Genomic DNA, 22,907 nt, shown 5'->3' with positions numbered 1-22,907 from the left:
GGGCCGGACCAGGCTGTGGCGCGGCGGGCGACGTTCGTGGTCGAACGCGTGGCTTGCGCGGGCGTTTTGTCGTCCGCCGCCCACTGCCATGCGTCAGGCTGCTGGTCTCAGCTGGTCGATGTCGAGGCGGTGTGCTTCTTGTACAGCTTCAGCGGTACTCGGCTGATGATCGAGTCGAGGGAGGAGTTGTTCCGCCCGTCGGCCCAGGTGACGTAGGCGTACTTGTCGGTCAGGGTGATGCCCGACCAGCGATCACCGGGCGGGCCCATCTCGCCGACCGGCTCGGTCTCGTGGTTGACCTGCACGGGGTCGCTGAACGAGCGTCCGTGGTCGAACGAGACGGCCGAGAACGCGTCGCCGGTGGTGGTCCGCCACATGACACCCAGGTCACCGTTGGCGCCGAAGTCGATCGCCGGGCGCTGGGCGTTCGGCGTGGCGATCGTCGCCGGCCCGGTCCAGGTCTTGCCGGCGTCCGGGGTGACGTAGACGTCCAGGGTGTCGGAGTCCCGGGGGACCATGACGGCGAACCGGCCGCGGTGGGAGGTGTCGGCCGCCACCCACGGGACGGGGTCGGCAGCCGCACCCAGACCCGGGGTCGGCACCAGGGATCCGGTGCCCGCCGCGACCGGGTTTTCCTGGCCGTCCTTGAGGGTGGTGTTCGTCCACGTCTTGCCGTCGTCGCGGCTGACGTGGAAGTTCACCGGCTGCCCCGCCTCCTGGGAGGCGGATACGAGGATCCCGCTGTACACGGCGATCTCCCGCCCTGGGTAGCCGCACACGAGCGGGATGCCCGGTGCCACCTCGATGCAGGGCATCGGACCCGGGATCACCCGCGAGTCGCTGCTGAAGGTCTTGCCGCCGTCCGCGCTGACGGAGACCGCGCTCGGGTACTCCCAGGCCGCTCCGGCGACCGCGTAGACCTTGCCGGTCGCGGCATCCACTCGCATCTTGGGGGCACCGCCGAGGAGCAGCGGTGTGGACACGGGGTCGGTCCAGGTCTTGCCGCCGTCCGTCGACTTCGCGACCTGGTTGTGGTTCACCAGGTTCGCGTCCAGGCCGGAGCTGACCTGGTTGTTGTCCACGTACACGGTGCCCTTGGCGTCGAACTGCACGCTCGGTTCACCGCACTTGGGCGCCGCCGTGCCCAGCGGCCACGCCACCTGGGTCCAGGTGTCGCCCTTGTCGTTGGAGTAGGCCAGGAAGCACCCGCCGTCGATCGGCTCCAGTCCCGGCGACGGCGGGAAGATCGTCGAGACGAACACCAGGTTGTTCGGGTTCCGCGGGTTGACGGCGACCGTGGGCTGGCCCTCCTTGGCGGCCGGCATGTTGGTCACGTCGACCTCGTGAATGGCCGCGTTGCCTGCGCCGATCGGCGAGGCCACGGCAGCGGGTGTTCCATACACCAGGAACAGCGCGGAGAATGCCGCCGCGCTTAACGTCGTGGAGGAACTTCTGAGCAGCGCCATGTGATCCTCAGTTTTCGTGTCCGGTGAAACAGAGTTCGTTTGTGCTCTAGGGCACGGGATCGAAAGTGGTCGGATTGGTGGGCGGCGTTTTTCCGAACACCGCCCGTGGAAGCCCGTTTCCTGTCTGGTCCGCTGACGCCGGGTTCCCGCCCACGGTCCGAGAGTCAATGACTCGCTCCATTGCCAAAGGGCAAAATCGACTCCGCCAGAAGGTAAACTGCTTCTCTTCGCTGTGTTGTGATCCAGCCAGCTCAGGCTAGGGAAAGCCGCTGTCGTGTCCGTGGGACTACGGGAGACAATTGATTCGGCAGAGTGGTACCGCAGTACCATTCCGTCGGGCGAATCCCGCATCTATGGGTAAGTCGGCCGAAATTGACGGTAGAGGTCAATGCGGCTGTTAGTGGTGAACACGTCCATTGGCTCCCCGGTCATGGATCGGCGCCATTGATACAAGAGTGGTGGCAGGTTTGGCGGATTTGACCCGATCCCTGGCAGGGTGCGAGTCGTGCGGTCCCGGCGTCGTTCGCCGCGTGCCCGGCGCACTCGTGCCGGCGGTCATCACGGTCGTGTCGCCGGAGGCCGGAGAACTCACCGTCCGGCACCGCGTCGAACATGATCATCTTCGTGTCGAGTGTGTGGGCCCGAGCCTCGGTGCCATGCCGTGCCCTGTCGTCAACAGCCCTGCTGCGCCGACAACACCAGGCAACTGACGGGTGAAGGCGGCCGCACCGTACCGATCGGCGCCGCAGGCGGCCACCGCCATCATGCGGAGCCTGCTGCACGCCAGGGGCGGTGAACGGATGCTGTGGGGGAGCGACTGGCCGTGGACCCGTCATGAGGAAGGGCGTGTCTACAGCGAGACCCTGGCATGGCTCACGGCGGAGCTCGGTCCCGGTGAAGTCCAGCGCATCCTGTGCGCCAATCCGGCCCAGCTGTTCGGCTGGACGCCTCAGGCCGCGGTCGTGGACCCAGGCGTGCCCGGACCCGCGGCACCCCGGACAGCGGACTGACCCGATGGCACCGGGCCGAGCACGGACGGAGGAGGAGTGCCGATGCCTCCGCTACGGCTTCGAGGTGGCCCCAGGAGACGCTGCTAGACGGAGAGCCCGAAGCCGCCCGTGACCCGCAGCGTCTCGCCGGTGAGGAAGGATGCCTTCGACGAGGTGAGGTAGAGCAGTGCTTCGACGATGTCCTGCTCCGTTCCCTCGCGGCGGAGCACTTGCTCCCGCAGCGCGCGCTCCACCTCGGTGTCGGGGAGTTCGGCCCGGATGGTGTCGGTGAAGATGAGCCCGGGCGCGATCGCGTTCACGCGGATGCCGTCGTCCGCGAACTCGCGCGCGAACGACATGGTCAGGCCACGGACGGCGAGTTTGGACACGGCGTAGGCATTCCGGTTCGCGTAGGCGGCGGACGAGGAGATGTTGACGATGGTGGCGCCGTCCCGCCCGCTCATGGCCTCCTTCGCCGCGAGTGAACAGATGACCACGCCCATGACGTTGACGTCGAACAGCCTCCGGATCTTCGTGAGTCCGAGCCGGGTGAACGGCTGGTAGTAGTCGGCCGCGTGCAGACCGGCGTTGTTGACCAGGATGTCGATACCGCCGTGCCGTTCGACGGTCTCGCCCACCATCGCCGCGACGCCGTCCTCGTCGCTCACGTCGCAGGCCGTCCCGGTCGCGCTGCCGCCCCGCGCCGTGAACTCCGCGGCAGCGGACACCACGGCGGCGCCGTCGACGTCGGCGAGCACCACGTGCGCGCCCCGCGCCGCCAGCGCGGCACCGAACGCCCTGCCCAGCCCTCGGCCGCTCCCGGTGATGAGCGCTACCTTGCCCTGGTACTCGTCGTCGGACATCCACCCCTCCGGTCCTCGCGGTTCCTGTTCACGGCTCGGGTACGGCGGGCGGATCGCCGTCTGTCACACGGCGGTAGGTGACGGCTCGCTCCTCGGCGCCGGTGAACCGCGTCAACTCGGCGCGTACGCGTTGTCCGATGGCCACTCCCGGTCCCTGCGCGTCGAGCAGGATGCCCGGCAGACGTGGCCCCTCGTCGAACTCCACGAGGGCCAGGACGTAGGGCACCAGGGCCGCGAACGCCGGCACGCTGGCGTGATGCACCACGATGAAGCTGTAGATGGTGCCGGTGATGTCGGTGAACGACGTCGGTCCGCCGCAGCGGTTGCAGCGTTCGAGCGGTCTGGCCAGCCAGGTGTCGCAGTCGGTGCAGCGGCACAGTGCGATGCGTCCCTCCCGCGTGGCCTCCCAGAACCCGGCGCTGTCCGTGTCGATCAGCGGCGGTGCCGGGACCGGCCCGGTCCGGTCCGGCTCATCGTGACGCCTGGTAGATTTAATTTCAAGCTAAGTCACTCGGATACGGCTTGCGTTCACTCACCCGAACACATCACCAGATCAACAACCGCGGACCGGCGGATTCCGTCCCGCCACCACACCATCAGGCGACAGCAGATCCACTCAAAGGCTCATGAACCGCCCACTCAGAGGGCATTTAGAGATGCTCTATGCCGGTAAGTAACTTTCATGGCTGTCAGGCTTGAGATGTTTGCCCTATGCGTGCACCCTCGCGCCCATCGATCTGCGAACTCGGCTGCCCGTTTGTTCCGGTTCTCGTGCACGAAGTCCGTCTGGTTTGAAGATCAGGCAGAAACGCCCAGCAGTAGCGGAACGGAACCGTCCGCCGCATCCATGATCACGCTACGGCGTGAGCCAGCGGAAGCCGTACCCCAGCGACCTGTCCGACGCCCGATGGGCCTTAATCGAGCCGACGTTGACGGCCTGGAGAAAGGCTCGGCTCGACCGCAGGCCCACCGGGCAGCCGGCCAAGGTCGACCTGCGCGACGTATTCAACGCACTCCTCTACATCAACCGCACCGGAATTCCCTGGAAATGCCTCCCGCACGACTTCCCCAACCACGGCACGGTCTACGCCTACTACGCCGCCTGGCGCGACGAGGGAATCCTCACCCAGCTCAACTACGCCCTGACCGGCCTGGCCCGCGTGAAGGAAGGACGCAAGCCCGAACCGACCGCTTCCGTGATCGACACCCAGAGTGTGAAGACCTCCACCAACGTGCCCCTGACCAGCCAGGGAACCGACGCCGCCAAGAAGATCGTCGGCAGGAAACGGGGCATCCTCACCGACACGATCGGACTCATCCTCGCCGTGACCGTCACCGCCGCGAGCTTGTCCGAGAACGCCGTCGGAATCCAGCTCCTCGACCAGGCCAAGAAGACCTACCCGACCATCTCCAAGAGCTGGGTCGACACCGGCTTCAAGAACGCCGTTATCGAGCACGGCGCCAGCCTCGGAATCGACGTCGAAGTCGTCAACAGAAACCCGGGAGTTCGCGGCTTTCACGTTGTCAAAAGGCGCTGGGTTGTCGAACGAAGTATTGGTTGGATCATGCTGCACCGGCGCCTCGCCCGAGACTACGAGACCCTGCCCGCCAGCTCCGAGGCCATGATCCACGTCGCCTCGATCGACAACCTCACCAAGCGCAAAACGGACGAGACGACACCCACCTGGCGGGGGACTTACTAGAAGATAAAGGGCAATACGCCTAGATCAAACGCCCTCTCAGATGTGCGGTGGGCACGGCTGGAGCCGCGCCTACCGAAGAGCGGGGGCCGTTCGTGACACCCGCAGTTCCGTGAGATACCGCTTGGTGACCCGGCCTCCGTACCGCCTGTCGATCAGCCCGGCGATGCACTCCAGCAGTCGCTCCCTGGCCGTCGGCGGCAGCGCCCGGTGGCCGGAGTAGGTCCGCAGCACCTCCAGGTACTCCGCCGTGGTGTACGTCAGGTCCCACTCGTAACGCCGGAAGACGACGGGGCCGAATCGGCCGCTTCGAACGACCTCATCCTCGTGATCCGAGGTGTCGACGTCTTCTACGGCAGGAAGCCGCAGTCCCGGTGGGGTGGCCGGATCGAAACGCTCGTAGCAGTCCTGGACTTCGACGAAGAACTCTTCGCTGCCGCCTGCCACATGCTGTGTGGCGACCACGGCGAGGGCGCCGCCGGGCCGCAACGCGTCAGCGGCTTTTGTCATCCGCACCGCCGGATCAATCCAGTGGAACGCCGTCGCCGAGATGACCGCGTCGAATGGCTCCTCCGGCAGTGGCCAGGTCTCGAAGTCCGCCGTCACGATCTCCACCGCCTCGAACGCGGCCAGGTTGCGCCGGGCGACGGCGGCCATGTCCGCGCCCAGCTCGACGGCGGTTATCCGGCAACCGCGCTCGGCGAGCGGCAAGGTCGCCTTGCCGGTGCCCGCCCCTACCTCAAGGACACGACAGCCGGGGCCGATGCCAGCCACCTCGGTGAGGTCGTCGAACAACTCTGGCGGATACCCGGGCCTGGCCCGGTCGTACAACTCCGCGTCCTCGTCGAAGGTCCGGCTCAGGTGGACACGGTGCGTTTCGTTAGGCGTGTCGTCGCGCATGGCAGCACATTAGGTCCTGTCCGGCGGATCGTGCCGAGCCGCCGTACCCAAGGCGGATGAGGCAGCACTCGACTGGGTGCCTCTCAATAGTTCCCTTAAAGAGCGCTGGGTGCGGTTCGTTTCGAGTGAAGCTCGCGATCAAGCGGTGAGGTCGTAACCCTGCTGGTCGGGGTGGGTAGAGACGCGGGTGCTCGTGGGCGGCGTGGAAGCGCTCGGTTCCTCACGTAGCCGCCTGCTCCGCGCTGGACGCGGCGAGAGCACAGCGCCCGCCGCGACCGATGTTCCCGGCAGTAGAACGGCTGCAACCGGCCCCGTGAGGCGGCTACCGTAGGGGCGGATGAGCAGACCGGAAGGGCGGCAGCGCGGGGATGACGTCGACGGGGGACTTTGAGACCTTGGTGCAGCGGTACCGGCCGGAGCTGCTGGCGCACTGCTACCGGATGCTCGGCTCGGTCCACGACGCCGAGGAACTCGTGCAGGAGACGTGTCTGCGGGCGTGGCGCGCGCGGGACCGTTACGACCCGTCGCGTGCCTCCCTGCGGACCTGGCTGTACCGGATCGCCACGAATGCGTGTCTGACCGCGCTGGACGGGTTCGGCCGCCGCCCCATGCCCTCGGGTCTGGTCACCGAGAGCGAACCGCTGCGCCCGCTCGTCCACGGCAGGGAGGCAACCTGGTTGCAGCCACTCCCGGATAGCCTGCTCGGCCTGGGCGCCCCGGCCACCGCGGCGATCGACAGGGGCAGCCTGCGGCTGGCCTTCGTCGCAGCACTGCAATTGCTGTCACCGAGAGAGCGCGCCGTCCTGATCCTGTGCGACGTGCTCGACTACCCGGCGGCGGAGGCAGCGGACATCCTGGAGACCTCGGTCGCGGCCGTGAACAGCTCGCTGCAGCGGGCTCGCGCCCGGATCCGGGCCGCGGGAGTGCTGCAGGAGCAGGTCGCTGAGCCTTCCGACGCAGAGCAACGGTCGTGGGTGGACCGGTACATGGCAGCCTTCGTCCGGGCGGACATCCAAGGGTTGCTACAGGTGGTGACCGAGGACGTCCTCATGGAGATGCCGCCCGTGGTCAACTGGTTCACTGGCCGGGAGAATTACGCGAGCTTCATGGGCTGGGTATTCGCCAAGGCCCCGCAAGGCCTGGCGGTTACTGCCGGTGCGGGCCAACAGGCAGGCCGGCTTCGCCGCCTATCGGCGCGGGGACGCCGGCGTGTTCGAGCTGCACACCCTGCAGGTGTTCACGGTCACGGCTGGCGGCATCAGCCGTATCTCGGTCTTCCAGGACGCCGACGTGTTCGCCGCCTTCGGCTTGGCGCAGAAGGTCGACGGCTGATCCGCCCGCACCTGTCGGGCGGGTCCGCCCGACAGGTGCGGGCGGACCCGGGCAGGACTGACTCTCGATCAGCTAGCGGACTTGACCGGGCTGTTGTGGTAGGCGGCGATCAGCCAGGCGTCGTCGCGCTTCTCCAATACCCAGGTCGCGTACACGATCCGGTCGGCGGGAACCTCGGACTCGCCGGGGAAGAGGATGCCGGCCTCGCTCACGACGATCGCGCCGTCGCGACCCAGGAACCGGATCCCCAACTGCCGGTTGGTCGTCGTGGTGCCCTTCAGGAAGGAGGCGAACCCCGCCGCCATGCCCTGCCGAACCTCCTCGCGGGAGGCGCGGTAGGAGCCGGGCATGATCGCGGTGGCCTCCTGCGTGTAGTCGGCGACGAAGGCGTCGGCGTCGCCGGCGTCCCATGCCTTGTAGAGGCTCTCAAGGACGGCAGTGATCGCGGCCGTGTCGTTCGCGCGGTTGTCGGACATCGTTCTCTCCAGTCATTGCACTTGGTCGGGACCGAAGGGGCCCGTGAGTACATACCGGCGTCCCTTTCGGAACTCATCGCGCGAACCTCAAGATCTTCTCTTCGGAGTGCAGTCCCCTCTGCACCGTCGGCCTGCCGGCGCTTGAAAGCCGACCGGAGGGCGTGGACGATGCGGACGGGCTGTGTTCCGGGCTGCTCCTCTCTACCGTGGTGGTGGAGGAGGGTGGCGGATGGGCTCGCTGTTTGAGGAGTTGGAAGCGCGCGAGGTGGCTGCCCGGGTGCGGGTGGAGGAGTTGGAGGCCGAGGTCGCCGAGCTGGCCCAGAAGCTGGAGCTGGCCCGGGAGAGCCTGGAGCGGTTGCGGATCGCGCGGGAAACGGTCGCCGATGTGCTCGCGGAGATGACCCCGGAGAAGTCGGCGGCGGCCGTCGATGCTGGACAGCCGGCTGCGGGTGAGCGGCTCGCGTCGGCGTATGCGGGGGCCGAGCGGCAGGTCATCGGGGTGCTGACGGTGCCGAACTGGCAGCCCGGGATGGGTTCGGAGGTCCTGCCGCGGGCGTATCGGGACATCCTGGAGGTGGTGGCAGACGCGCCAGGGCCGGTCCCCGCCAAGCAGATTGTGCCGAGGATCGGCCTGCCGGCCGAGACCGGGAAGATCGAGTGCACGCGGTCGAAGTTGAAGCGGCTGGTGGAGCGGGGCTGGCTGGACGAGGACACCCCGGGGATGTTCACCCCGGCCCGTCGCCGGATGGCTGCTTCGCCCAACTCCCGTTAACAGCAGGGCTCTTCCGCGCCTACATTCGAAGGTGCGACCCATATCGAAGCAGGACGGGAAGAGCCCCGGAGATGAAACCGTACGACACTCATGCCACGACTGACCCCTTTGCACGCTCGGTCAGCGCCTTCGAGACCCTGATGTGCACCTTGTCGGGCAGCGATGCGAGCGCGTGGACCCACGCCGAGCTGGAAGAACGCCTCGACGTGGCCGGGCGGGAGCTGTTGCGACAGCTGCTGCAGGACCATCTGGACCTGCGCGCGAGGCTGGAGGAGGAAGAGGTCCGTGGCAGCGGCGGGCCGCCCGTGACCGGGCCGGAGGGGCAGGTGCGGCCCTGGCGGGAGACAGGACACTCGCGTTGGCTGGCCAGCGTGTTCGGACTGGTCCGGGTCACGCGGGTCGCCCACCGGGGCCGGGGCCTGGGCAATGTCCATCCCGCCGACGTCGCGCTGTCGCTGCCAGCTGGCCAGCATTCGATGGGCCTGCGTCGGCTCGCGGTCACCGAGGCCGTCCGCGGCTCGTTCGACCAGGCGCACGATGCGGTCGAGCGCCGCTGTGGGAAAGTGCTCGGCAAGCGCAGGCTGGAAGAGCTCGTGGTCGCCGCCGCGGTCGACGTCGACGACTTCTACCGGACCAGGATTCCGGTTCCGTGCAGCCGCGAGATGCCGTTGGTGGTCCAAGTGGACGGCAAGGGCGTGGTCATGCGGCCCGAGGCTCTGCGCGAGGCCACCCGCCGGGCCGCCGCGAAGGCCGCGACCGGTCATCGCGGCCGGCTCGCGCCGGGCGAGAAGCCGAACCGCAAGCGGATGGCGACCGTGGCCTGCGTCTTCGACACCCGCCCGGCTCCCCGGCGTCCGCACGATGTGATCCACCCGCCCGGCGGGCGCAGCGGCGAACGTCCCCCTCGCCCGGGGCCGAGGGCGGAGAACAAGTGGTGCACCGCTTCCCTGATCCGTCCGCCCGAGCAGGTCATCGCCGATGCCTTCGACCAGGCCGAGGTGCGCGACCCGAGGCATCGGCGGCCGTGGGTCGTCCTGGTCGACGGTGCCCGTCACCAGCTCGACCTGATCAACGCCGAAACCGACCGACGCGGCGTCACGGTGCACGTGCTGCTGGACTTCGTGCACGTCGCCGAGTACGTCTGGGCCGCGGCCCACGCTTTCCACAATCCGGGCACCACCGAGGCCGAAGCCTGGGCAGCCGACCATCTGACCGCGATCCTCGCAGGCCACGCCGCCCGCACCGCCCACGCCATGACCGCACAAGCCACCCGGGAGCGACTGTCGACCGCCCGGCGCGAGGCCGTCGATGCCTGCCACCGCTACCTGACCGGCCACCTCGACCAGCTCCGCTACGACACGGCACTTGCGAGCGGGTGGCCGATAGCCACCGGCGCGGTCGAGGGCGCCTGCCGCCACTTGATCGCCGACCGCCTCGACATCACCGGCGCCCGCTGGGGCCTGCCCGGAGCCGAAGCCTTTCTGCAACTGCGTGCCATCGTCTCCAACGGAGACCTCGACCCCTACTGGCGCTTCCATATCGCCCGCGAGCACGAGCGCCTCTACCCCAACCAGCAGAACTACGCCCTCACCGCTTGATCGCGACCGTCACTCGAAACGAACCGCACCCAACTGAGTTCCACGCCGACAGTAAAGCTCAGGTACAGCTGGGGAGGGTCAGGCGGAAGCCGGGGGGGTCCGCAGGCGGCCGGTTGGGGGCAGGAGTCCGGGTCGTGGTTCACGGATCACAACAGGGATCAGCGACATGTCGGCTCGCCTGTCCACTGCGCCTGCGGATCCCAGCCAACCGCACCGTGCCCGGGCTCGACCGAGACTCAGCAATGTCACCGCGCCAAAGTCCTGCTTCTGCTAGGTAGATCGGCCGACGGCTCCTGCAGGAGCGTCAGCACGGCTTCTGACAGGGGCTGATGGACGGCCAGCGCGTGGACCTGGAGCAGCTCGACATCGTTCCCTTGCCCGCGGAGAAGGAGTTGGCGAACCGTGGCACCGGGACGGCAGACCGTCGGGTGGAAGGCGTGGGGCGTGACGTGGACGCTGCCGGAACCGATGCTGACCGCCCCCACGCCCGACACGACCCTGAGGCCGGGCTGGGCAGGCGAACCGAAGTGGACGTGACAGAGGTGATGGCCGCATACAACCTGGCAAGTGGCCACAGTCGGCCTGGACAGTCGGGCAACCCCCTATGCGATCGAGCAATCCAGAAGTCGCCCGTCGCTGGTGCCGATGAGCAACCGACCAGGCTCGGCCACGGTCAGCGCCGTCGGTACAGCGGGCACTGCGGCAACGGCGAGGTACCGACGCCAGCGCACGGTGCCGTCGTGGAGATTGAGCCCGACGATCTCGCCATCGTCGTAGGCGACATAGATGGTCTCCGCGTCGCAATCGAGGCCGATGGCCTTCCGGTCCGTCCGGAAGACCCAGGTAGGCTCCCCATTCGTTGGCTCGCGTCGTACGACGAACGAGCCGCCGGGCTGCAACCCGTGGCCGTGGTAGACAGTGCCGGCGTGCACCAGGCCACCATTCGCGGTCTCTACGCCAGGGCCGGCGAAGTGTGTCTCACCTGGTATCCAGGAGTAGGGGAACAGCCGTCTGACTTCCGCTTTCGCCGGCTCACGCGGGCGTTCGGCAACCGGCATCGACTCCAGGTCGGCTATGGCGAGCCACGTTTCTTTCCGTTCGGGGTCCCGCTCGCCCTCCTCGCGCACGGTCTCCCGGGAGTAGATCCGGCTGCCACGCCGGATACGGAGCCTGCTCCGCTCTCCGGCTGATCCCGCAGGCGCGAGGGCCGGCAGGCCGTCAGCGCAGCGCACCAGGGACACTGGGGCGGAGGGCGTGAGATGGTCAAGCTGTGCCCCGTCCTCGAGCGAGAGCCGGACCACGGCCTGGGGACGCTTCTCCCACTCGGGCCGGACCAGACCGACCCAGACCGATCGCTCATCTGGGGCGATGACAAGGTCCCGGCCGCCTTCGTCGTCCGGAACAGCCCACTGCCGCTGTCCCGACGGCAGCCAGGACTCCAACTGGACCCCGTCAAGCGTCGCCACGATCCTGCCGTCGGACAGTTTCTCCACCGCGCGGACGTTGCACCGCGGATCCCAGTCCGTGCTCAGAGAGGAGACCGTCCGGCGAGCGTCCTCTCGGCCGTCGGGGCGCGGGGCCGTCACCCGTGGTCCGGCCAGGTCATTTGCGGTGATCGACCGGGGTGGTACGGCCCTCCAGTCGGGCCGACGCACCACCGCGACGTGCCCCTCGACCCATGCATCTTTGTCCCGCCAGTCGTCAGGCGGTGCCATCAGCACACGAAGTTCCTGTTCGTCGAGCCATTCCAGGCCCAGAACCTGGCGGCCGAACTCGTGCTCGATGAGCGACGTGGGCATGCCTGTCTCCAAGTCCAGCAGGAGCAGTTCCCCTTCAAAGAAGTAGCCTCCGTCGTAGCTGCCCGTGCCCACAACAAGGAGGGGCAGCGTGGGGTGGAAGGCCATTGCGTGCACGGGGTAGCGCGCACGGAGAAGGGCTCGGCAGGCCAGATCATCGGTGCCGTAGACACCAACCGGCGCAGTGCTGCCGAACTCGTACATGTCCGCCACCGGCGCGTGCGTGCCCGCCACCGCCAGCAGGCGTCGACGCTCGTCGTCGACAGCGAGAGCGGGATCACCAACCTCGGCGAAGGGACGGTCACCGAGGACCCGGTCGATGCGGAACGAGATGGTCATGGCGATGATCTTCTCAATGACCGAAGACCGCGGGAAGGCACGAACTTCAAGAAGCTGAACAGAAGAGCAAGTGCTCCAGGGCCTTGATCCAGTCCCGGACTGACTCCCGGCCGGCAGCTCTGCGACGCCTCCGAATCGAACGGCGATATCACTCGCTGTAACGGCTCCCCGTGATCGCTGCCAGAGCCCAAATAAAAGCCGCCCTAGCCATGCTGCGGGCCGGCGCCCGCCTGACGCACATTCGCCGGTATCTGGGCCAGGTCTCCGACCGGATGGCCGAGCACTACGTCCATCTCACCAGCGAAGACCTGGAGAACGTCCTCGAACACGTGTGGGTCGCGGGCCCGGGCACCGCCAAGCCCGGCGAACTTCTCGCCGAGGAAACAACCCCCGCTCATCCGCGAGCAGGCCCAGGCCCTCGCCATCGACCTTGCCCGCCGCAGCACCTCCACCGAGGGCGGAATCTGCACCTTCCAGCCCGTCGCCGACGGAGACTCCTGCCCCTGGAACCTCGGCTGCCACAACTGCGACAAGTTCGTCCTGTCCGGCGCCGACCTCCTCTACTGGCGGCGCAAGCGCGAACAGTGGCGGCTACTGGCCGAAGGCGCCGCCGACGACGCCACCGCCGACTACCTCCACCGCTACTTCGAGCCCACCGCCCGCGCCATCGACGGCCTGGAGAAGGCCCTGGCCGGCCTCGGCCTCCTCGACGACGCCCTCGCCCTGGACCTGCGCAAGCCTCAGGACTACTTCCACCGCGTGTGGTCCACCGCCTTCCGCGCTGCCGACCTCGCCGACGCGGCCAGCGACGAGGAGGACGAGTACAGCGATACGTGCACAACCGACGGCGACGATCTCGAACAGGACATCGCATGAAGACCGCAACCGTCCCCGAGTCCCGCACCGCAGCGGCCTTGGCGGCCCGCCGCCGCAAGACCGTCAGCGCTCTCCAACGCGTCCATGAGGCCATCACCCGCCTCCGGCGCGAGAAATCCCAGGTCAGCGGCGCCGCCGTCGCCCGCCGCGCGGACGTCTCCCGCACCTTCCTCTACGACAAGGCCGAGGCCAAAGCCGCGGTCGCCACCGCGATCGCCGAAGCCGGCGAACGCCGGACCCAGTTGCTCGCCGACCAGGACGACGAGCGCGAGGGGACCTGGCGCGAACGCGCCCTGAACGCCGAGGAAGGGCTCAAGGCCGCCCAGGCCGAGATCCTCACACAGCGCACCCGTATCGGTGAACTCCTCGGCCAAATACGCGACTTGCAGGCCGATGGACCGAGGAGGCCATCCAGCGGATCACCACCGAGAAACACCACCCTCAGACAGCGGGTCCGCCAGCCGACAACCGCACCCTCGACGAGCGGCTCAAGGCCGCCCGCTCCAACCTCCGCTTCCAGGACCGTCGCGTCGCCGACCTCGAAGCCCAGATCGCGGGCACCTGACAACCCCAGGGGGATGCCGCTCAGTCCGGTCCGGTGACCAGAGGAAACCCCTGGTCACCGGACCGTTCCGTATGCCAGGCTCCGGCATATGGAGCCCCACAACGAGCAGGCCGCAGGCGAAGTCCTGCATCAACGCGGCTGGCGCAAGGCATTCATCGTCCAAGAGATGGTCGACAAGTGGGCCTGGCTCGTGGGCACAGTCGAGAACGGTTACAGCGACCTGGTGGACGAATACACCAACGACCTCTACAGCCGGAACTGGCTGCACGAGGCGTGGCCGATCCTCACTGAGCGCGTGATCGTCCTATGGACCCCACAGATCAAAGCCCTCGACGACCGTTTCCGGGCCGCCACCGTCTTCGACGACGGCATCTCCTTGTCACAGTTCCACCGGATCAGCGGATTCGACCCCATCGATATGTGGTGGTGGCGGCGCCACCCTCGTCTACTCGTCGGCGATCTCGGCCGCTCGCTCCGCTCGGCGGGCGCCACCGACTGATCCTCGCGGCCGGCGGCCGCAATCACCTGACCAGCGGCTCAGCCAAGAGGACGACTCGATCGGCCTCGATATCGAAACCGAGCACCGGATGGCCATAATCGCTGTCCGGGTCCATCAGCACCGGTTTGCCTAAGCGTCGGCCGATCTCCCGCAAGAAGTCGCAGAACACATCAAGTCGCTCCTGACCCTGCAACTCCCGCAGGTCAACGTCGAAGTCGATTTCATCGTCGGCATGGAAACGGAAGATCGCCAGAACATCGGCAGTCGGCCAGACCCGCAGATTTGGGCACTCAGCGTCCGCCGGGCGGGACAGCACGGTCTCCGCCCGAGGCACCGGCAGCACCGTCTCGCCTTCGGAGTACTGGCACTGCCAACCTCTCGCCTCGACAAGATCGAGGACCGCCTGCCAGTCCTCCACCGACGCATCCGGGACACGCAAGTCCGGCAGCGACCCCATCAGGTCCGGGTCGAAGAAACAGCTCACGTCATCGCACAGCAGATCAGCCACACCGCCATGCTGCCCGGCTCCCCGATCCAGCGCAGCCTCGTTTTTCTTGACCAAAGACATAGCGGCCCCCCGGATCACTCGGACGGGCGACAACATCGACCCCAACTCAGCGTCACGGACATGTAGTCCATGAATCGTCGCGGTTCAGAGCCGGTATCCGAGCTCCTGCGGTCGGTAATGTCGACGACATCCACTTCCTGGACGCCTCGGCCCGTGCGGCCAGGGCCATGGCCAACCACCTGAAGTTCCTGGCCAACACGTTCCCTGTCACCCTGATCTACATCGGAGTCAGAGTTCGCGAACGCGGCATCCTGACCGAGGGGCTGTCGCCCGAGCAGACGCTGCACGCACAGTTCGGCCGCCGCACCACCGCTCTGTCACTGCGGCCGTTCCAGATCGACACCGAAGAAGGACGCCTGGAATGGCGGCGACTGCTGCTGACCATCGAGCACAAGCCGGTGCTGGCCGAGAAACATCCCGGGATGCTCGCGGACGATCTCTCCGACTACCTCCTGGCCCGCTCCAGCGGTCACTTCGCCTCGCTCATGGCGCTGATCAACCGCGGATGCCTGCGGGCGATCCGCACACGCCACGAACGGCTGGATACCGAGCTGATGGACCAGGTGAACAACGATGCGGCCGCCGAGGAAGACCGCCGCGAACTCACCGCCGCGCTCGACACCGGACTGCTGACATCCCGCCCCCAGACCCGGCAACGCAGAAAGAGCGCGTGATGGCCTGGGCTGGCGGCTCGCTCCCGATCTCGCTGATGCCGCTGCCCGGCGAAGCCCTGGAGAGCTGGATCGGCGCCCACGCCCGCCGCCTGCACGCCACCAACAGCGCGTTCCTCGATGCCATCGGCCTGACAGGGGCCCGCCCGGCACAGATGGCCGTGCGGCTTACGGCCGTTGAAGCAGATGCCCTCTATCGTGCCACCGGCACCCCTCGGCCGGTGCTGAGCGCGATGACGCTCGAGCCCTACGACGGGCTGGCCGTGACGATCCATCCCGGCCGGCGCCGACTGACCCGGCCTCCCGCCTGGAGATTCAGCGCAGCCCGCACCCGCTACTGCCCCGCGTGTCTGGCCGAGAACGCCGGCCTTGGCCCGGTGTTGTGGCGCCTGCCCTGGGCCTTCGCCTGCCCCACCCACCGGACTCTGCTGCTCGACTTCTGCCCCGACTGCCACCGCCCACCGCACCCATGGACAGCACGCCGGCTCGGCCCACGCTCCATCGGCGTCTGCACCCGCGACAGCCTGACCAGCCCCACAGGCCACAACGGCCGCCGTCCTTGCGGAGCCGACCTGCCGCAGGCTCCCGCCCCCGACTGCCCGAATCCGGTCTGGTGCTCCCCGCCCAGCAGCACGTCATCACCCTGCTCGCCAGCGACGCCTGCGCACGGAAGACCGTACTGGCCCAGCTCAAACAGCTCTACGCCCTGGCCTGGCGTGTCCTGCGGGGCCTGCACACCGTCGCCGACCGGGCACCGGAAGTGGTACGCACCGCGCTGGCCGAGTGCGGCAAAGTACTACCGCAACTGACCGACGAGGATGTCGGACACGACGCCCACAACGCGGCCCTCGGCACCGCCCTGGCGCACGTCGCTCCCCCGGTCACCGCGACCACGACGCACTCGACCGGAGCCGTCGGGGCGCGTGCGGGCGTCGGGGAGACATGATCGGACAGCCGACTACGGTGTGAAGTGGCTCACCGACCTGCCGCTCGTGTCCGAGGCACAATCCGCACCCGCAGGGCCAGAGCCTGGGCCGATGTCGCCCGACGCGTCCACCGCTCCAACACCGCCCGCTCGTCATCAGAAAGCAGCAACGGTTCCAGCTTTGGGCCCCCGACGGGGAACTGACGCACCAGCAGCAGAAGTCAGGCAACTACTAACGATCAACTACTGGCATAGGACATCAGAGGCGGTTGCCACCTGGTACCGGCGCGTCCAGCCTGCGTCACCACGCGCACCGGGCAGGCCGTATCGGCCACGTGAAGCTGCCCAGGCCTGAGGATGTGCCAGCAACTGGCGGTGTGTCAGGGAGGACTGCACGAAGGCATCTGGGCCGAACTCCTTTATGGATGCCGTGGGTTGAGTTCCAGGCAATCAAGAGCGATCGGTCAAGCATGGGCCGCCAAGAACGGATTGATCAATTCCCTTTGCGGGTTTGACGTGCACAGGTCTTAAGATCGGCCGATCTTCAGCCGAAGTGACTGGAAGGATTTCCTGTGCGCCACTCCGCGTCCTCTGCCCCGGCCCGACGAAGACCTCGCTGGAAACAGCGAGCCTTGGCGGCGGCCCTGCTGGCCGCTCTCGCGTGTGTCCCGCTGCCCCTGCTCAACGAGCCCGCGTTCGCCGAGGACGCCGCCCCGGCAGCCGATGCCCCAGCGGCGCAGCAGGCGCCCGGTGCCCGAACCGAGATCGTTTCCGAGCGCACCGAGTCGACTACGACCTGGGCCAACGCCGACGGCACGACCACCGTGGAGGCGTACAGCGGCCCGATCCGGGTCAAGCAGCCGGACGGCAGCTGGCAGCCGGTCGACACCACCCTCGTGGCCGAGAACGGTGTGGTGCGGCCCAAGACGGCAGCCGCCGACATAGCCTTCTCCGGCGGCGGCTCGGGCGAGCCGCTGGCCGAGGTCTCCCGTGGCGGCCGCACGCTCGGCCTCGACTGGCCAGGCAAGCTGCCCGAACCGCGGCTGGACGGCCCGACCGCCATCTACCCCGATGCCGTGGACGGCGGTGATCTCGTGGTGACCGCCCTCAAGGAGGGCTTCTCCCACTCCGTCGTCCTGCACCAGCGCCCCGACGCCCCGGTCAGCTACCGGCTGCCCATCTCGGCTGACGGCCTCACCCTGCACGAGACCGCCGACGAACGGCTGCGCTGGAGCGACAGCAGCGGCCGTACGGTGGCCACCGCGCCGATGCCGGTGATGTGGGGCTCGGGAGAGAAGCACGCCTCTGGTGAGCCCGAGGACCTCGCGGCCGTCGATGTCGCCATCGAGCGGGACGCGGACACCGGCGACCAGGTCCTGGTCATGAAGCCCGACGCGGAGTTTCTCGCCGACCCGGCACTGGAGTATCCGGTCACCATCGACCCGACCAACTCGCTTTTCGGCCCGGTCACCGACACCTGGATCCAGTACGACGACTACCTCACCTCGCAGCGCGGCTCGACTGAGCTGAAGGCCGGTACCTACAACGGCACCGAGAAGGCCCGCTCGTACCTGAAGTTCGACGTGGCGAAGTACGCAGGCAAGCACATCCTCGACACCGACCTGCGCCTGTACTCGTACTACTCGTCCACGTGCAGCACGTCCAACTCCGGCAACCAGGTGCGCCGCATCACCTCCAGCTGGGACCCCTCGGCCATCACCTGGGCCGACCAGCCCACAACCACCGCGACCGGCGCCGTGACCTCCACCGCGGCCAAGGGCTACAACTCCAGCTGCGCTGCCGGCCACGTCTCCTGGGACGTCGACGGGATCGTCCAGGCCTGGGCCGACGGACAGGCCAACTACGGGGTGCGGATCGCGGCAGTCGACGAGACGGACCCGCTGACCTGGCGTCGCTACTACTCGGCGAACCAGACGGACGGCTCTCACGACGCCGCCTATGAGCCCTCGCTGACGGTCACTTACAACTCCAAGCCTGGTACCGCGACGGCCGTCTCGCCGCTGTCCGGCACCTACACCTCGGACACCACGCCCACGCTGTCCGCCAAGGCCACCGACGCCGACGGGCAGCAGCTCACGCTGAGCTTCGAGGTCTGGGCGGCAGACGGCACCGCAGCCCTGAAGACCGGCACCTCCGCCGCCGTGGCCTCCGGTGCAGTGGCGACCCACACGGTCGCCGCCCTGACGCCGGGCAACTACAAGTGGCGGGCCAGAGCTTCGGACGGCACCGACACCGGCGCCTGGTCGGCATGGCAGACCTTCACCGTCGACACAACCGTGCCGTCCACCCCCACCATCACCTCCACCAGCCACCCGTCGGCGTCGGCCTGGTACAACGCCACCACCTTCGCGGGCACGCTCGCCGCGACGGACGCCTCCGGCGTGACCGGGTACGCCGTCAAGCTCGACCAGAGCCCGACGACCCCCGCCGGTACCGTCGTCACCGAGACGGGAACCGCCGTCAACTGGAGCGGGCGCACCGACGGCACCTGGTGGGTGCATGCCGCCGCCAGTGACAAGGCGGGGCTGTGGTCCCCGTCCCGGCATGTCAGCTTCAACGTCGACACCACCGCGCCGGGTACGCCCGGCAGCCTGGTCTCCTCCACGCACCCCATGTCGACCAACGCCTACGCCAACCGCACCGCGTCGTTCAGCTGGTCGGCGCCCGCCGACCTGTCCGGCGCCGCCGGGTACGCGGTCACCGTAGATCGCGCCGCCGACACCCTGCCGGTCACCACCGGCACGGTCCAGACGGCGACGAGCCTCACCACCACCGTCGACGCGGACGGCACCTGGTACCTGCACGTACGGGCCAAGGACGGGGCCGGCAACTGGTCGAGTGCCGCCGCGCATCTGCCGTTCAGAGTCGACATGACACTGCCGCCGAGCCCCGTGATCAGCTCGTCCACCCACCCGAACCAGTCGGACGCATACAAGAGCGGCTCCTTCAGCGCCACCTGGACCGCGCCGTCCGGCGCCTCCGCCGGGTACAGCATCGTCGTCGACGGCAACACCGACACCGTGCCCGACACCACCGCCGAGACGACCGGCACCTCATACACCACGACGCGCTCCGAGGGCACCTGGTACCTCCACGTGCGCGGCATCGACGCAAACGGCACCGGTGGGGCGACCTCGCACTACCGCTTCACCGTCGACACCACCGCGCCCGGCGCACCGGCCGTGACCTCTGCGGCCTACCCATCGGACGCCTGGGCCGGCGGCGCGCAGGTGACCGGGACGTTCACGCTGACGCCGGACGGCACCGATACCCGGAGCTTGACGTACAAGGTCGACGGAGGGACTGCGCAGACCGTCGACACCACCGGCGGCCCGGTGGCGCTGCCGATCACCCCGGCCAGCGAGGGCAGCCATCAGCTCGTCGTCACCGCGACCGACCGGGCCGGCAACGAGTCGGCCGAGACCAAGCGCGCCTTCCACGTCGGACGGGCGGCCGTGACCGCGCCCGCCAACGGCGAGGTACTCGTCGGCTCGGTCGACCTCGCGGTCAGTGCCCCGGCCTCGCTGACGGACGTCACCTTCCTCCAGCGGTCCTCGGCCGCCGACCCGTGGCAGGTCATCCCGGCCTCCCAGGTGACCCGCGCCGCCGACGGCTCCGCCGTCACCTGGCCGGTGCCGCTCAGCGGCGGCTCGGCGCCGAAGCTGCTGTGGGACACCTCCTCCCTGTCCGGCAGCGGCAGCCGACAGATCAGCGCCCGCTTCGGCGGACCGTACGGCCCGCCGGAGGCCGAACCGGTCTCGGCGATCGTCGATCGGGTCGAGGTCATCGAGGGCAGCCTGGGCGACGACATGCAGGAGTCGGAACCCGCCCAGGCCTACGCCCTGGATCAGGCCGCGGCCCGCGCGGCCGAGGACCCCGACACCTTCGCCCCGCCCTATATCGACGCGACCACGGGCGAACTGGTCGCGCCGGTCGTCGAATCGGCTTCCGCCGACGAGGCGTCCGCCCCGATCCAGGTGACGCAGGCCCCTGCGGACGAGGGCAGCGGTCTGCCCACCGAGGACTCGGAGGACGGTACCAAGCCCGACACCGAGTCCAACGAGGCGGAGACTCCGACACCTCCCGCCGACGGGTCCGCGGAGACTACCGGCGAGGAGTCGTTCGAGATGCCCGAGGACACCACCGAGACCACTCCCGCGCCCGACGGGCCGACCGTCACCGAGCAGGTCGTCCCGCACGCCGAAGTGGTGGAGCACAGCGTCACCGCGCTGGAGTCCGTGCGCGACGAAGTCCTCCAACTGTCGGAGGTGGAACTGCCCGGCGTGAGCGGACTGCATGTCGCATTCGTGGACGCCGCGGAGAACCGTGTCGTCGTGGAGACAGAGACGGCCGCCCCGGCGCTGGTCGCGGCCCTGGGCGAGCGGTATGGCACCGACACCGTTGCCGTGCACCTCACGCCCGGCGCCGACATGGTGGAGCCCCAGGCGAACCGCCAGTACGACACCTCGCCCTACTACGGCGGGGCGCGCATCCACTCGGACATAACCACCAGCAAGGCGGTCTGGTGCACGGCGGGCTTCCCCTGGAAGTACGACGGCAAGTGGTACATGGTGACCGCGGGCCACTGCACCTCCGGTAACGGCGCCATCACCAACCCCAGCGGAACCGACTACATCGGCCCCGTCGTCCGGGACAACTGGAAGAACGGGTACGGCTCCGTCAAGCTCTCCGGTCAGAACTACTACTCGGGCGACCTGTCGCTGTACCGCGTCAACAGCGACAGCTCCGCCACACCCCGGATCTACAAGGGCGGCAAGACGTCCAGTTCGTCACGGTCCGTCCACGGCTACTGGAAGCGTTGGGCACAAAGCGGCGACAAGGTCTGCACGGGAGGCATGATGACAGGCGAAGTGTGCGGATGGAAAGTGACGGACACGCAGGCGACCGTCCGCTACTCAAGCGGAACCACCGCCAAGAACATGGTTGTCGCCAAGAAGACGTCCGGATCCTGCACCATCAGCGGTGACTCCGGCGGACCGGTGTACACCGTCGACAGCAGCGGACGCGCCATCGCCAAGGGCATCCTCTCCGGCGGCGGTGGAGGCGGAAGCGACAACAGTGGCGGGTTGTTCGATCCCTGCTCCTTGATATTCACCGACATCGGGCTGGCCAACAGTGCCTTCCCCGGCACGGTAGCGTGGTACTGACATGCGCCGAACCCTTCTCACATTGCTGCTGGCGGCGGCCCTGACCGGATGCTCGCTCCTCGGCCAGGACACGCCGTGCACCAAGGCCGATGAGGACTCGCGGGTCTCCGCTGTGTGGCGGCCCGCCGACTTCGGCGGCCGGGACGCGGCGAGAATCCGGCTGTGTGTGGACGGCACTTGCAAGGAGCGGTCGTCGGGCAGTCCCGACGACCCGTTCGCCTCGCTGTCGGTCCAACTCCCCGACGGCGTCGGTGCGTCCACCCTGCCGGTGCGGCTCACCGTGACGTCCGCGCAGAGCGGCGACACGGTCGTCGAAGACAGCACCCGAGCCAGGCTGACGGAGCAACACCCCAACGGAACGTCCTGCCCGCCCACCGTCTGGACGGCGACCTTCCGTGCCCACCCCAACAAGGGCCTCACATCACCCAAGGGCATGAAGCTCCAGGGGTGAGTCACCCTATGCAAGCGCCCGTCCCCCAGCACCACCGGCGGGACGGGCGCTTCGCGCTGTTCGGGACCAGCCGTAGGCTTGCATGGCCTCGGTTTCCCCGACCTCGAACAGCTTGAGCGGGCAGGTAAGCCGAGGATGTGCAGCTTGGGTGTCGGGTTGACAGTGGCTGCACGACTGCAGTCCTGCGGCAAGCAGGCGGCGGGCTTCGTCACGGCTGACAGCGCGGCGTCGGGTGCCTGCCATGTGGCAGTGCCCGGCTGGACCTGTACGGGCGGGCGTCCAGCGCCGATGCCGAACTCGACGATCCTGTCCGGCGGCTGCGGCCGGTTGCGCCGGCCGTGGTCTTCCTCGGCCTGCCGCTGCTGCGAGCTGCGATCTTCGCGTCGATGAACTCCAGCCACATGGCGTGCCCACACGCGCAGGCTCGGTGGGAGCGGATGGGCGGGATACCGCAGACGAGGGCTTCGAGGCCCTGGCTGTCGTGAGTGTTCGCGGCGGAGATCCCAATTGAGAGGGGCAGACCGGACCGCTCGGTGATCAAGGGGATTTTTGCCCCCTTCTTGCCGCGATCTACGGGATTCGGACCTGTCAGATCCCCCTTTGAGGGCTCGCATGTTCACCGAATCGATGGCGCACCGCGACCAGTCCAACTCCCCGCGTGCACCTAGCTCGTCCAGGACCAGGCGGTGGAGCTTGCCCCACACCCGGGCCCGGCTCCACTCATTGAACCGCCGGTGCGCGGTCGGCCCGGACGGGCCGAAGCCCGGCGGCAGCTGCCGCCACGTACAGCCGGTCGTGGCCACGAACACCGTCGCCGCCAGCACTTCGCGATCACCGTACCGGCGTCGGCCACCGCCCTGCGGACACACCCACAGGGCATGATGCAGCATCATGCCGAATCAGATTGTGCGGTTCTCTGAGTCCCGCAGAGA

23 protein-coding genes and 3 pseudogenes are annotated in these 22,907 nt (G+C 68.3%); 15 read left to right on the top strand and 11 right to left on the bottom strand.

Annotation, left to right across the window (positions count from 1 at the left end; genetic code table 11):
* Positions 1-107 precede the first annotated feature (107 nt).
* On the bottom strand, positions 108-1,466 hold the full coding sequence (locus ABT114_RS45700; RefSeq protein ID WP_351151924.1) for a sialidase family protein: 1,359 nt from the start codon (positions 1,464-1,466) through the stop codon (positions 108-110).
* 713 nt (positions 1,467-2,179) lie between these two features.
* On the opposite strand from ABT114_RS45700, the gene ABT114_RS45695 reads away from it, so the two are divergent.
* Positions 2,180-2,476, top strand: coding sequence for an amidohydrolase family protein (locus ABT114_RS45695; RefSeq protein ID WP_351151921.1), 297 nt, complete (start codon positions 2,180-2,182; stop codon positions 2,474-2,476).
* Positions 2,477-2,559: 83 nt separating this feature from the next.
* On the opposite strand, the gene ABT114_RS45690 is transcribed toward ABT114_RS45695, so the two are convergent.
* Together ABT114_RS45690 and ABT114_RS45685 are read right to left on the bottom strand one after the other, a co-directional pair.
* Positions 2,560-3,318, bottom strand: coding sequence for an SDR family NAD(P)-dependent oxidoreductase (locus tag ABT114_RS45690; protein ID WP_351151918.1), 759 nt, complete (start codon positions 3,316-3,318; stop codon positions 2,560-2,562).
* Positions 3,319-3,346: 28 nt separating this feature from the next.
* On the bottom strand, positions 3,347-3,598 hold the full coding sequence (locus tag ABT114_RS45685) for a Zn-ribbon domain-containing OB-fold protein (protein WP_502988509.1): 252 nt from the start codon (positions 3,596-3,598) through the stop codon (positions 3,347-3,349).
* A gap of 10 nt (positions 3,599-3,608) precedes the next feature.
* Between ABT114_RS45685 and ABT114_RS45680 the strand changes: the two genes are divergently transcribed.
* A complete protein-coding gene (locus tag ABT114_RS45680) occupies positions 3,609-3,797 on the top strand; it encodes a hypothetical protein (RefSeq protein WP_351151915.1) in 189 nt (62 codons plus the stop codon).
* A 384-nt stretch (positions 3,798-4,181) separates the two neighbouring features.
* Positions 4,182-5,021: an IS5 family transposase gene (locus ABT114_RS45675; protein ID WP_351151912.1), complete on the top strand. Its 840-nt coding sequence runs from the start codon at positions 4,182-4,184 to the stop codon at positions 5,019-5,021.
* A 69-nt stretch (positions 5,022-5,090) separates the two neighbouring features.
* Here the strand turns inward: ABT114_RS45675 and ABT114_RS45670 are convergent, their stop codons facing one another.
* Positions 5,091-5,918, bottom strand: a complete 828-nt coding sequence (locus ABT114_RS45670) for a class I SAM-dependent methyltransferase (protein ID WP_351151909.1) — start codon at positions 5,916-5,918, stop codon at positions 5,091-5,093.
* A gap of 368 nt (positions 5,919-6,286) precedes the next feature.
* Here ABT114_RS45670 and ABT114_RS45665 point away from each other — a divergent pair.
* Positions 6,287-6,985: pseudogene (locus ABT114_RS45665) on the top strand (RNA polymerase subunit sigma-70); the annotation flags it as partial.
* Between the two features lie 88 nt (positions 6,986-7,073).
* A complete protein-coding gene (locus tag ABT114_RS45660) occupies positions 7,074-7,250 on the top strand; it encodes a hypothetical protein (RefSeq protein WP_351151905.1) in 177 nt (58 codons plus the stop codon).
* A 68-nt stretch (positions 7,251-7,318) separates the two neighbouring features.
* On the opposite strand, the gene ABT114_RS45655 is transcribed toward ABT114_RS45660, so the two are convergent.
* Positions 7,319-7,726: an SgcJ/EcaC family oxidoreductase gene (locus tag ABT114_RS45655; protein ID WP_054236290.1), complete on the bottom strand. Its 408-nt coding sequence runs from the start codon at positions 7,724-7,726 to the stop codon at positions 7,319-7,321.
* A gap of 229 nt (positions 7,727-7,955) precedes the next feature.
* Between ABT114_RS45655 and ABT114_RS45650 the strand changes: the two genes are divergently transcribed.
* The 3 genes from ABT114_RS45650 to ABT114_RS45640 all read left to right on the top strand — a co-directional run bounded on the left by ABT114_RS45650 (position 7,956) and on the right by ABT114_RS45640 (position 10,633).
* Complete coding sequence (locus ABT114_RS45650) at positions 7,956-8,498, top strand: hypothetical protein (RefSeq protein ID WP_351151903.1); 543 nt, start codon at positions 7,956-7,958, stop codon at positions 8,496-8,498.
* A 71-nt stretch (positions 8,499-8,569) separates the two neighbouring features.
* The gene (locus tag ABT114_RS45645; protein WP_351151900.1) at positions 8,570-10,096 is read left to right on the top strand and encodes an ISKra4 family transposase; all 1,527 of its coding nucleotides are present in this window, start codon (positions 8,570-8,572) and stop codon (positions 10,094-10,096) included.
* A gap of 402 nt (positions 10,097-10,498) precedes the next feature.
* On the top strand, positions 10,499-10,633 hold the full coding sequence (locus ABT114_RS45640) for a hypothetical protein (RefSeq protein ID WP_351151897.1): 135 nt from the start codon (positions 10,499-10,501) through the stop codon (positions 10,631-10,633).
* A gap of 65 nt (positions 10,634-10,698) precedes the next feature.
* On the opposite strand, the gene ABT114_RS45635 is transcribed toward ABT114_RS45640, so the two are convergent.
* The 3 genes from ABT114_RS45635 to ABT114_RS45625 all read right to left on the bottom strand — a co-directional run bounded on the left by ABT114_RS45635 (position 10,699) and on the right by ABT114_RS45625 (position 12,987).
* Positions 10,699-12,231 (bottom strand): PQQ-binding-like beta-propeller repeat protein, encoded by a 1,533-nt coding sequence (locus ABT114_RS45635; protein ID WP_351151894.1) that lies wholly within the window; start codon positions 12,229-12,231, stop codon positions 10,699-10,701.
* Between the two features lie 203 nt (positions 12,232-12,434).
* Positions 12,435-12,764 (bottom strand): hypothetical protein, encoded by a 330-nt coding sequence (locus ABT114_RS45630; RefSeq protein ID WP_351151892.1) that lies wholly within the window; start codon positions 12,762-12,764, stop codon positions 12,435-12,437.
* 58 nt (positions 12,765-12,822) lie between these two features.
* Positions 12,823-12,987: a hypothetical protein gene (locus tag ABT114_RS45625; protein ID WP_351151889.1), complete on the bottom strand. Its 165-nt coding sequence runs from the start codon at positions 12,985-12,987 to the stop codon at positions 12,823-12,825.
* Between the two features lie 116 nt (positions 12,988-13,103).
* Between ABT114_RS45625 and ABT114_RS45620 the strand changes: the two genes are divergently transcribed.
* Positions 13,104-13,709 carry a DUF6262 family protein gene (locus ABT114_RS45620; protein ID WP_351151886.1) on the top strand — a complete coding sequence of 202 codons (606 nt, stop codon included), beginning with the start codon at positions 13,104-13,106 and terminating at the stop codon, positions 13,707-13,709.
* A 51-nt stretch (positions 13,710-13,760) separates the two neighbouring features.
* Positions 13,761-14,171 (top strand): hypothetical protein, encoded by a 411-nt coding sequence (locus ABT114_RS45615; RefSeq protein ID WP_351151883.1) that lies wholly within the window; start codon positions 13,761-13,763, stop codon positions 14,169-14,171.
* A 22-nt stretch (positions 14,172-14,193) separates the two neighbouring features.
* Here the strand turns inward: ABT114_RS45615 and ABT114_RS45610 are convergent, their stop codons facing one another.
* Positions 14,194-14,679 (bottom strand): hypothetical protein, encoded by a 486-nt coding sequence (locus tag ABT114_RS45610; RefSeq protein WP_351151933.1) that lies wholly within the window; start codon positions 14,677-14,679, stop codon positions 14,194-14,196.
* Positions 14,680-14,906: 227 nt separating this feature from the next.
* On the opposite strand from ABT114_RS45610, the gene ABT114_RS45605 reads away from it, so the two are divergent.
* From ABT114_RS45605 to ABT114_RS45585, 5 genes and pseudogenes are all read left to right on the top strand, one after another.
* Positions 14,907-15,413 (top strand): hypothetical protein, encoded by a 507-nt coding sequence (locus tag ABT114_RS45605; RefSeq protein WP_351151880.1) that lies wholly within the window; start codon positions 14,907-14,909, stop codon positions 15,411-15,413.
* Positions 15,413-15,829 (top strand): annotated as a pseudogene (locus ABT114_RS45600) (TniQ family protein); the annotation flags it as partial. The gene ABT114_RS45605 and the pseudogene ABT114_RS45600, both read left to right, overlap by 1 nt.
* A gap of 140 nt (positions 15,830-15,969) precedes the next feature.
* A complete protein-coding gene (locus tag ABT114_RS45595) occupies positions 15,970-16,356 on the top strand; it encodes a hypothetical protein (RefSeq protein ID WP_351151942.1) in 387 nt (128 codons plus the stop codon).
* Positions 16,357-16,967: 611 nt separating this feature from the next.
* Positions 16,968-21,524, top strand: a complete 4,557-nt coding sequence (locus tag ABT114_RS45590) for a DNRLRE domain-containing protein (protein WP_351151877.1) — start codon at positions 16,968-16,970, stop codon at positions 21,522-21,524.
* Between the two features lies 1 nt (position 21,525).
* Complete coding sequence (locus ABT114_RS45585) at positions 21,526-21,975, top strand: lipoprotein (protein WP_351151874.1); 450 nt, start codon at positions 21,526-21,528, stop codon at positions 21,973-21,975.
* 6 nt (positions 21,976-21,981) lie between these two features.
* On the opposite strand, the gene ABT114_RS45580 is transcribed toward ABT114_RS45585, so the two are convergent.
* Positions 21,982-22,218, bottom strand: a complete 237-nt coding sequence (locus ABT114_RS45580; protein ID WP_351151871.1) for a DUF6233 domain-containing protein — start codon at positions 22,216-22,218, stop codon at positions 21,982-21,984.
* A 181-nt stretch (positions 22,219-22,399) separates the two neighbouring features.
* Positions 22,400-22,844 (bottom strand): annotated as a pseudogene (locus tag ABT114_RS45575) (IS5 family transposase); the annotation flags it as partial.
* Between the last annotated feature and the right edge of the window lie 63 nt (positions 22,845-22,907).

It is taken from the genome of Streptomyces sp. NPDC002088 (assembly GCF_040296605.1).
Classification (GTDB): domain Bacteria; phylum Actinomycetota; class Actinomycetes; order Streptomycetales; family Streptomycetaceae; genus Streptomyces.
The sequence above is the reverse complement of the archived record's forward strand: the minus strand, read 5'-3'. Positions and strand labels throughout refer to the sequence as shown.